This window comes from Clostridium sp. (assembly GCF_051656525.1).
Classification (GTDB): domain Bacteria; phylum Bacillota; class Clostridia; order Clostridiales; family Clostridiaceae; genus Clostridium.
The window spans coordinates 1-10,953 of sequence record NZ_JBOGCC010000034.1 but is presented as its reverse complement, the minus strand read 5'-3'; the positions used below and the strand labels follow the sequence as shown (position 1 = coordinate 10,953).

7 protein-coding genes are annotated in these 10,953 nt (G+C 24.3%); 6 read left to right on the top strand and 1 reads right to left on the bottom strand.

The window, feature by feature from the left end:
* Positions 1 to 123 precede the first annotated feature (123 nt).
* On the bottom strand, positions 124 to 567 hold the full coding sequence (locus ACRDDY_RS00975) for a hypothetical protein (RefSeq protein ID WP_438563100.1): 444 nt from the start codon (positions 565 to 567) through the stop codon (positions 124 to 126).
* A 440-nt stretch (positions 568 to 1,007) separates the two neighbouring features.
* Here ACRDDY_RS00975 and ACRDDY_RS00970 point away from each other — a divergent pair, with 440 nt between their 5' ends.
* The 6 genes from ACRDDY_RS00970 (at position 1,008) to ACRDDY_RS00945 (ending at position 10,412) form a co-directional block, all read left to right on the top strand.
* Complete coding sequence (locus ACRDDY_RS00970) at positions 1,008 to 1,427, top strand: hypothetical protein (protein ID WP_438563099.1); 420 nt, start codon at positions 1,008 to 1,010, stop codon at positions 1,425 to 1,427.
* Between the two features lie 196 nt (positions 1,428 to 1,623).
* The gene (locus tag ACRDDY_RS00965; protein ID WP_438563098.1) at positions 1,624 to 2,910 is read left to right on the top strand and encodes a DNA cytosine methyltransferase; all 1,287 of its coding nucleotides are present in this window, start codon (positions 1,624 to 1,626) and stop codon (positions 2,908 to 2,910) included.
* The gene (locus ACRDDY_RS00960; RefSeq protein WP_438563097.1) at positions 2,897 to 4,105 is read left to right on the top strand and encodes a DNA cytosine methyltransferase; all 1,209 of its coding nucleotides are present in this window, start codon (positions 2,897 to 2,899) and stop codon (positions 4,103 to 4,105) included. The genes ACRDDY_RS00965 and ACRDDY_RS00960 overlap by 14 nt, the downstream gene beginning before the upstream one ends.
* A 45-nt stretch (positions 4,106 to 4,150) precedes the next feature.
* A complete protein-coding gene (locus tag ACRDDY_RS00955) occupies positions 4,151 to 5,869 on the top strand; it encodes an McrB family protein (protein ID WP_438563096.1) in 1,719 nt (572 codons plus the stop codon).
* Positions 5,870 to 5,880: 11 nt separating this feature from the next.
* The gene (locus tag ACRDDY_RS00950; protein WP_438563095.1) at positions 5,881 to 7,689 is read left to right on the top strand and encodes an LlaJI family restriction endonuclease; all 1,809 of its coding nucleotides are present in this window, start codon (positions 5,881 to 5,883) and stop codon (positions 7,687 to 7,689) included.
* 698 nt (positions 7,690 to 8,387) lie between these two features.
* On the top strand, positions 8,388 to 10,412 hold the full coding sequence (locus ACRDDY_RS00945) for a GmrSD restriction endonuclease domain-containing protein (RefSeq protein ID WP_438563094.1): 2,025 nt from the start codon (positions 8,388 to 8,390) through the stop codon (positions 10,410 to 10,412).
* The last annotated feature ends 541 nt before the right edge of the window (positions 10,413 to 10,953 follow it).

Sequence of the window (10,953 nt, the reverse complement as noted above, 5' to 3'; positions counted from 1 at the left end):
TATATCTAACAGTAAAAACATAGGAATCTTTATGTTTTAATTCATTATAATTCTTTTTCTTTTTTATAGTACCAAAACCTAGAGTTTCTTTTATCCAATTTAGTAATTCAATAGTTGTGGAAGCTATGGAAATACAAGGGGATGTTTAATTCTTGCTTTATGACTTTTATATTTAGCCCATTTCAATCTTCCTTTTCCAATACTTATTGTTGTAGAATTAATTGCTATAATATTTTTGTCCAATTTAAGAATTCTTTTTAAAGGAGGATTACATTTTGAAACAAGTATTTCAAATAGTTTCTTGGCAATTTTATAATCCATACAATTTGCTTTTTTTGAAATTGTTGAATAATTGACAGGGATTAACCCGTCACATCCTATTAAATATGTACCATATCGATAGCTTTTATATTCATTAATAGCTGCAACGATAAAAAATTCATACAAATCAGCACCTTTAAATTTTCTTGATGTTTCTTCATAGTTAAATTCTTTATAAACTGCTAAAACTTCTTCTTTTGATATAAATGATTGAAATATTTCAATTAAAGTGATATTATTTTTCATTAGGTCATTCTCCTTAGTAGTATTGAGTGTTGCGATTTAATATTACCACGGAATGACCTCATTTTTTATAATTTTTAACATCTAAATTTTACATAATTAACACTCGTGCTTTAAATTAACAAAAGATGATGAAATAAAGAGTACCTTTATTGATAAATTTTTAAAGCTTGTAAATAAATATTGTTTCGTAAAAATTGAATACTATGGATTTAATAAAGAATGGAAAGAATTTTCAAATAATGAGTAATAAATTTTGATGTTACTTCACAATATATGCAATTTAAAAGCGTGATTAATTTTTTTGCCCAAGATATTGATATAATATTAGCACTGTGTTGTATAGTATATTTTATTTGAGGAAAATTAAAGAAATAAAATGATAAATCGATAATATAAATATTGAAAAATAAAGAAATAAAATTAATTTAGGAGAGGTAAGTATGATTTTAAGTTTATTAAATAGTAATGGGGAGGTTCATAATAAATCAGGATTAAATTGGGGTTATGCTAGTGCGAATGTTTGCAAAGAAGATGCTTATATTGCTGTAAGAAAGAAGCATATAAGAGAAAATCTTGATTTTTTTAAGCCAATTAAATATGATAATTCGATAGATGTAATTTGGGATAATGGAGTAAGAATGAAATGTTTATTTGAAGGTAGACAAGAAGTAGATGGAATAGTTTATGGAAAACAAATCTCTAGTTATGGTGATAAAGGTGAATTAGGTAGATATTTAAGAAAAAGATTAAATGTATATAATCAAAAAATTACTATTAATGATTTGATTGAGTATGGAAGAACAGATATTGAAGTTACAAAAATAGGAGAAAAAAAATACAAATTTGATTTTTCTATATAAGAGAGAAATTTAGATAAGTATACATCTTTTATGTAAAAATTAAATAAAATTATTAAGCCATATTAGTGAATTTTTACTTTTTTTAAAGTTTATAATTCTTTAAATATGGCTTTTTATATTTAAAATTAAATTGATAATATAGTTGAATTAATGTCGATAAATCAATATAATATAATGATGGAAGGAGTGTATTATATTGAGAGGTGGCAAAAGAGAAGGAAGCGGTAGAAAAAATATTAAAGGTAAAGAATACAGAATTAAAATAGAAGATAATAAAATAGAACAACTATCAATGTGTTTTTTGGGGAAAAATGTTAACGATAAAATTAGAGAATGTATAGATTATGGATTAAAAAAAGTGAAGGAGCAAAAACAAGTGATAAATAAAAATAAAAAAATAACAGTTTTAGATTTATTTTCTGGAGCAGGTGGATTATCAAGAGGTTTTTTAGATGCAGGATATGATGTTGTATTAGGCGTAGATTTTGATGATATGGCATTAAAAACATTTAAGGAAAATCATGGGAGCGCAGAAGCGATGAAACTTGATTTATTTAATCATGAAAATATAAATCAAATTATTGAATATTTAGAAAATAAGAACATTAAAATTGATGTATTAGTAGGGGGACCTCCTTGTCAAGGGTTTTCTTTAGCAGGGTCTAGAAATAAAGATGATGAAAGAAATACATTATATACAGCTATGGTAAAAACAGCACAAATATTAAAGCCTAGAGCAATAGTTTTAGAAAATGTTCCAGGACTAATTACTTTGTATGGTGGAATAGCTGGAAAAAATATAATGAAAGATTTCACTGAATTAGGTTACAAAATTAAGGCACAAGTATTATATGCACCAGAGTATGGAGTTCCACAAATAAGAAAGAGAGTTTTTTTTGTTGCATTATTAGATTCAGAGGAAGAATTTGAATTTCCTAAACCTAAATTAACAGAAAATGAGTTTGTATCATGCGAGGATGCCATAGGTGAATTAGATGGATTAGAAGATAATGTTGGAGCTTTTGAACAAGAATATAAATCTGAGCCTAGGACGGAATATCAAAAATTTATGAGAAAAAATAGTAAAAAATTATATAATCATATGGCAACAAAGCATACAGAAAAAACTATAAAGTTAATTTCGATGGTACCTGAAGGAAAAAATTATAAGGCATTACCAGAAGAATATAGAGAACAATTTAATTTTAATGAAGCGTTAACTAGATATCATAGTAAAAAACCATCACGTACTATAGATACAGGTCATAGAACTCATTTCCATTATAAATATAATAGAATTCCTTCAGTGAGAGAAAATGCTAGATTGCAAAGCTTTCCCGATGATTTTATTTTTTATGGAAATAAACAACAACAGTATAAACAAGTAGGCAATGCCGTACCTCCTTTATTAGGATATCATTTAGCGAAACAAATAAAAATATATTTAGAAAAAAGTGAGGAAGAAGATAGTGAGCAAAATTAAAGTAATGGATTTATTTGCTGGGTGTGGAGGGTTATTGGATGGTTTCATGCAAAGTGGAAAATATGATCCAGTGGCATCTGTTGAATGGCAAAAACATCAAGTAAATACATTAAGAAATAGATTAAAAACAAAGTGGAATATAGCAGATGCCCAAGAGTCAGTATTATATTTTGATTTACAAAGAAAAGATTTATTTAGTGGGTGGGAAAATGATCCTATTTACGGAACTAGTGTAGGATTAGATGAGTTAGTAAAGAGAAAAGGTGGAGTAGATATAATTATTGGTGGACCACCATGTCAAGCGTATTCAGTTGCAGGAAGAGTTAGAGATAAAGAGGGGATGAAGGGTGATTATAGAAATTATTTATTCGAGCATTATATTGAAGTAGTTAATAGATATAGACCTAAATTATTTATATTTGAAAATGTTCCTGGAATGTTAAGTGCAATGCCAGATGGGACACCAATTCCAGAGTTAATAAAAAGAGATGCTGAAAAAATTGGGTATGAAATAATCAATGATATTAAAGGTTTAGCACAAATAGATATTAGTGATTATGGTGTTCCACAAGTTAGAAAAAGAGTTATATTAATTGGTTTAAATAAAGAATATTATAATAATTGTGATAGTATTTTAAATAAATTTTATAAAGAAGTATTACCAATGTATCGAGTAGAAAAAAAAATATCAGTTTCAGAAGCTATTAATGATTTGCCTATAATTAAACCTTTAAAAGAACAGGATATAAAAAACAAAAAATCACATTATATTCCAGATAGTGATATAAGTTGGCATAAACCAAGATATCATAATTCAAAAGATATAGAAGTATTTCATGAATTGGCATTAGATCTTGAAAGTGGAGAAAATAAATTAACTAATGCTATGGAGCTTAATAAAATATATGAAAGAGTTACAGGAAAAAAAACATCTGTACATAAATATCATGTTTTAAGAAAAGATTTACCAAGTACAACAATTTTAGCCCATTTGCATAAAGATGGTTTACGTTTTATTCATTATGATCCAGAACAAGCTAGAAGTATAACGGTAAGAGAAGCAGCTAGATTACAATCATTTTCAGATGATTTTGAGTTTGTAGGACCTCAAGGTGCGGCATATCAGATGATAGGTAATGCAGTTCCACCTAAGTTTGCTAAAGTTTTAGCTGAAGCAGTTGAAAAAATATTATAAATGAAAAATTAATATATTAATTTATATAAAGAGGGGAAAAATAATATGACAATAGCAAATCATAAAACTATATATTTTGACAAAATAGAAAGAACAAATAAATTACAAACTTTAGTTGCTATAGCAAATGCAGCAGTAAATTTAAAGGATAAAGAAAAAGTAATAAAAGCTTTAGAATCTGCTTTAGATATATATAAAACACCTAAAAAGGAGCAGTTAGGATCAGGCTCATATGAAGGAACTCAGGACCAATGGAATAGTAAATATACATTAAGTAGAGATTTTGGGTTAATTGAAGAAAGTAGAAATGAAATTATTCTAAGTGAGTTTGGTAAAAAACTTGCTAATGGAGAAATTTCAGCCAAATATTTTATAAGTACAATAATGTTAAATTATATACAAATAATAGATGAAAAAATAGTTAATCCTCTTAATTCAATTTTAAGTGATATGCAAAAAAATAATTCTTTGAGAATTACAAAGAATGAGTTGAAAGAAATTGATGATTTTAAACTTAATGGGAATGATAAAAATGGATATATAAATGGGCTAGTTGATATATTAAAAGATACTTATTTTTTTAATCAAATAGATAGGAATACATTAGAAATAAATAAAGATAGATTTACAGTTGCACAAATTTTAACTATTGTAAATACAGAAAAATTATTTTTAAATATAGATGAAATTAGCAATGAGTATAATAATAAGGGGCAAAAACAATGGTGTGAATATTTATCTAAAGAGAATGAAAAGTTTATACAATTATTAGCTAAAGTGAATTTTGATCATAAAAATGAAATTAGGGTTCATACTTCAAATAAAGAATATAATAGGATTATATTTGGAGCACCTGGAACTGGAAAAAGTTATTTACTTAATTTGGATAAAGTTATTTTTGAAGAGCGATATGAAAGAGTAACATTTCATCCAAGTTATTCTTATGGACAATTTGTAGGAGCATATAAGCCAATACCGAGTAAAGATGGAGTTACATATGAATATGTACCAGGTCCATTTATGAGAACATTAGTAAAAGCATTGAAAAGCAAAGAGGATAAAAGTAATAAATCATACTTGTTAATAATTGAAGAAATTAATAGAGCAAATGTAGCAAGTGTTTTTGGTGATGTATTTCAATTATTAGATAGAACTAATGGTTTTAGTGAATATGAAATTGAAGCAAGTGAAGAAATGAAAGCTTATATTCAAAAAAGTTTAAATAATAGTGAAATAGATTGTTCAAAGATAAAAATTCCTGATAATATGTATATTTGGGCAACAATGAATAGTGCAGATCAAGGTGTTTTTCCAATGGATACAGCATTTAAAAGAAGATGGAATTTTGAATATATGGATATAGATGCTAATGAAAAAAACATTGAAGATATAATAGTTATATTAGGAAGAGGTGAATTTAAAAAGGAAATTAAATGGAATACGTTACGAAAGAAAATTAATGAAGTATTATTAAATGAATATCATATTAATGAAGATAAATTATTAGGTCCTTATTTTATTTCTAAATCATCATTAAAAGATAATGAAAATAAAATAAGTTCTAAAAAGTTTATAGAAGTATTTAAAAATAAAATAATTATGTATTTATATGAAGATGCGCTAGGGAGACAGTATAGAAAAAAATTCTTTAAAAAATGTGGAGAAAATATAACATACTCAAATATTTGTAATAAATTTGATGAAATTGGAGTAGAAATTTTTGAATTTACCTTAGATAAAATATCTGAAATTTCAGAGGAATAGTAGGTTTTAGCATGAAAACTATATATATTAGAGAATTAAAAAAATATACTTTTAATAATATAGTAAATAAATTTGAAGTGAAAGATGAAAAACAGGGGATTTATTTATTAGAAAAATTAAAAGCTTATGGTATTATTAAGTCTTTGAAAAAAAAATGTGATGATAAAGAATTAGATGACCTAATTACTGATGAAGTTGAAGTTTTAGATGAAAATATAGAAAAAAATGATAAAAAATATATATTTAAATATGTAGGAATTGTAACAATATCTAAATATATAATAATTTGCTTTCCAAAATATATAAAAGAAGATAGACCAGAATTACAAATGAAACAAATTTTAAAAGTAATTAAAAAATACAATGAAAAAGAGCAAATAATAAAATTTTATAACGAAGGAATGGAAGAAAAAAGATATAATCAATTGAGTATAATCATAAGTTTGATAAGTGACTATTATGAATTTGGATTATATCAAAAAGAAGAGGAATTTATAGATATAAATAGTGATGGTGAAATTCTTTGGGATAAAACTATAAATGAAAGTTATGCATATATATTTAATAATAGGCCACATTATTTGGAGTTATATACAAGTCAATCTAGATATAATGAAGAAGATTATTTTACTAGATTACATCAGGTGATATTAACAGAATGTTCTAGAAAGTTAGAGTATTTAAAATTAAGAGAATTACTAGATATTGAAAGAATCCAATTGAGTGAATTAAGTATAGAAGATTTTGGGGATGAAGAATATATTTTATATAAATTAGAAAGAGAAATGAAAGGACAATATATAACTAAAAAACAAAATATACTTAAAGCTATTTATGCATACATTGCTCATAGTCAAATAAGTACTGATGGGATTGGGGTTTGTTTCTATGGAACTAATAGTTTTAATCTTGTTTGGGAAAATGTATGCTCAGAAGTATTAGAAAATAAAATTAATGTGAAATTAAAAAAATTACCTTTAAATGGAATAGAAAAATATAAAAATAATACATTAAAAGAAATAATAGAAAAACCTATTTGGAAAATTTATGAGGATGGAAAAGAGAGAATAGCTAAAGAAACACTTATCCCAGATTTAATAAGTATTTTTAAAATGGACAGTGTTTATATGTTTGCCATATTTGACGCTAAATATTATGATTTAAAATACAATGATTTAAAAATTTGGAATCAACCAGGTGTAGCTGATATAAATAAGCAATATTTATATCAACTTGCATATGAAGAGTTTATAAATAAAAGTGGTTATATTTTTATAACTAATGCTTTTCTTATTCCAACTGAAAAAAAGACAAATTATGTTGGACAAGCTAAAATGAATATTTTTTTAAATATAAGAAATATAAATTTGAAAAATATCGAAATTATAGAATTGAACGTTAAAGAAGTTTATGAGGCATATATTGAAAATAAAAGTATTGACATTCAAGAATTAATGAAATTTATAAATGAAAAAAATTATAAAGATGAAGTAGAAAATAATATAGGAATAAAAATAATTATTAATGCATTAGAAAAAATAAAAGAAAAAGAGATTGAATATGAACATCTAAAATTAGATACAGAATCTTTTTGTATAAAGGAAAAAGAGGATGAATTATATCAAGAAAAAAAATTGCTAACAAAAATGGCGATAGAACTTGATAGATATTTTAAACAAAAAGAAAATTTAGAAATAGAAGATATAAAAAATCAAATTAAAAATAAAATATTAAAACAAGAAAATATAAATGAAAAAATAGTGAGAAAATTAAAAAGTATATATGATGAAATTTATCTTCCTATTTATTGGAGAAAATAAATAAATTTTACGTAGATATTAATTCAACCATATAGGATTTTAAACTATTAAAAAGAGGTTTTTAAAATTATAAAAAATCTCTTTTTTTGTACATATAATTTTAAAATTTATATGTCGTATATAAAATTTAAATGAAGTATAGTTAGTAGTTATAATGTAACCTAAAAAAGTTCGATTTCTTGTGTCTAAGATATTGATAAAATATTCAATGTGATTTTATATTACTGTATAAATAAAAAGATGAATGTGAAATACTTATTTTGATATTGAGATTATTAATCCAGTAAAAATAATTATTACTCCAGAAAGGAAATTATAATACTTAAAACATTAAAAAGAAAAGCAGATTTTCTTTTCATAGATAGAGCTACTAGTATAAGAATTATTAATAGAGCTTTAGAGTCTTTAGATTTAGATTTGAAAAAATTAAGAAATATTTAAATATATAGAAAATACAGTAAATTACTTTAATAGAGTTTTAAATCAACAAAAGCTTATACTAAGGGTGGAGAAGAATTTTTTGAATTTATTTTTTAAAAAGAATTTTATTTAGTTTTAAAAAATGGGGATTGTAAAGTTAGAGTGAAAAAAGAAGTAGATCAATACTTATGAAACTAAATATATTAAAATTAATGATACTTATTTTGTAATATATTTAATGGAGGTTTAGTATAATATGTAAAAAAGGAGGGAGGCAGATGTCACAGTGTAATAGACAAAATACTGAATCGATTGTCCAAATTATTGGAAAAATAGATAATAAGTTATTGGTATTACCAGATTTTCAGAGAGATTTTGTATGGGATGAAAGTAAAACTTATGAATTATTTGATTCATTAGTTAGAGATATTTTTATCGGTTCAATAATTTATGGAGTACCATCATTTGAAATAGCTGTAAGAGAAATTGATACTAGAATGAGAAAGATAAAGGGGAAAAGAAGGCAACCATTAAAAACTATTATTTACTCAGAAAAAGAAATTAAAGAAAAAGTTAAAGTTGATGGATTAAGAGCAGTTTTAGATGGCCAACAAAGAATAACTTCAATTTATCGTGCATTAAAAAATATAGATAATGTTTGGTTTATTGCAAAGGAATCAGATGAAATTGATGAATTTGATGAATTTAATAATATGTTTTTAGAAGATATTATGTTTTCTTTTGCAGGAAAAGAGGATAATACAAGATTATCAATAAAAATTGGTGATATTTTTGAGTTTATGGGAAAAGGCCTTAGGGAGAAGAGCATAAAGAAAATTTATTTTGATAAATTGGAATTTATAAAATCAATTGATGATGAAGAGGAGAAAGACGATTATTTTGATAAGTTTTTGATAATATCTCAAAAGATACAGGATTTATTTAAAGCAGAAAAAATGCTTTCTTATTTTTTGTTGGATATGAGTTCTGATAAATTTGCATTATTTTTTGAAAGAAGTAATACTTTAGGGGTAAGATTAGATTTTATAGATATATTAGTTGCAAAATTAAATAGTGGATTTAGGTTAAGAAATAAAATTGGTGAATTAGAAAATAAATCTCAATTTACAGTTGAAAGAGAAATATTAGTAAGAAATATTGCATTTATAATCAGTGAATATAAGAATATAGATAAAGGATATATATTAAGTAAATTAAAAGCACAGCATTTTATAGAAAATTGGGATAATATTTCTAAGTTATATGTAGATACAGTTGAGTTTCTAGATAAAAATAATTTTATAACAACTCAAGAGTGGATTCCTCATACAAATATGTTGATTCCAATAATTCAATTTTTAAATCATTTGCCTAGTAAATCATTTAGTCAAATGAATCAAAATCAAATAGAATTTTTAAAATATTGGTATTGGATGTCTATTTTTGCACAAAGGTATACAGGTGGGGCAACAAATGAAGTTATAATTAAAGATTGTAACATTTTAATAAGAATTGCTAAAAATAAAAAAATAAGTAATATAAATTACTTTAGAAGTTTAAAAAGTGTCATAGAGCAACCAGAAGATTTATATAGCTTTAATAAAAAGGGAAGTGCTCTTTACAAAGGGGTTTTAACATTTATAAATTTTATAGCAAGAGGATTGACAGATTGGCAAAATAATTCTAAGATATCATTTGTTCAAAAAGTTGATGATCATCATATAATTCCAAAATCATACTTACAAGAAAAAATTTCAGAAGAAAATATTGAACTGATTGATTGTGTAGTTAATAGAACATTAATTCCTAAGATAACAAATATTAAAATAGGAAAAAAGTCTCCAGATGTTTATATGAAAGAATTATATCAAATAAATAATATGTTTGAAAAATCATTACAGAATCATTTAATACCTTTAGAGGTTATGAATGGAACATATAATGAATTTTTTGATGGATTTATTAAGAAAAGAGCAGAACTTATTTTTTGCAATTTAAAAAATATTATAATAGATAAGAGAGATGAAATAATTAAATTATTTTATGAGGAACCTAAAAAAAATTATATGAAAACTATTAATATATTTTCTGATTATAAAAAAGAGCGAATAGATGCTAGTTTTAATAGAGAAACGGGAGAAGTTTTATGGAATGGAGAAAAATACTCCTCAGTTTCTATAGCAGCAAAAGCTGTAAGGAGAAAAAAATCAAATAAAGATTCGTATACAAATGGTTGGATATTTTGGAAGTATAAAGATGGTGAAGAAGAAAAGTATGTTAAAGAATTGAAAAATATTAAATAGTAAAATTGGTCTTATGTCAATATCTTGGACATAAAAAATCGAACTTTTTAGGCTACATTCTTAGCTAATAATTCTATTTCATTTGGAGTTTTATAATTAATAGCTGAATGTAGTCTTTTATTGTTATATTATCCCTCAATATATCTGAAAATAGCTATTTGAGCATTCTCAAAATTTTTATAAGTATTTAAATAAACTTCTTCTTTTTTTATACTAGCGTGGAACGATTCTATACAGGAATTGTCATAAGGATATCCCTTCTTACTAAAATAATGTAAAATATTATATTTTATACATAAATATATCATATATTTGCTCGTATATTGTGATCCTAAATCGCTATGAAATATTATTCTTGCTTGATCAGTAATACCCTGCATATAACAAGTATTTTTTAAAGCTGCCCTAGGTGGTAAGATAATTGTCGTAGAGTAAAATACATGATATTCTCATAAGTAGAGAATAAAATAGGAGATTAAACTATGACAAATAATAATAGATCAAATAGAAAATACTCAAAAGAGGAAAAGGAAAATTTAAT

Coding starts and splice junctions, on each gene's coding strand:
- ACRDDY_RS00950 (WP_438563095.1), top strand. CDS start 5,881: ATGAAAACTATATATATTAGAGAATTAAAAAAATATACTTTTAATAAT.
- ACRDDY_RS00970 (WP_438563099.1), top strand. CDS start 1,008: ATGATTTTAAGTTTATTAAATAGTAATGGGGAGGTTCATAATAAATCA.
- ACRDDY_RS00955 (WP_438563096.1), top strand. CDS start 4,151: ATGACAATAGCAAATCATAAAACTATATATTTTGACAAAATAGAAAGA.
- ACRDDY_RS00975 (WP_438563100.1), bottom strand. CDS start 567: ATGAAAAATAATATCACTTTAATTGAAATATTTCAATCATTTATATCA.
- ACRDDY_RS00945 (WP_438563094.1), top strand. CDS start 8,388: ATGTCACAGTGTAATAGACAAAATACTGAATCGATTGTCCAAATTATT.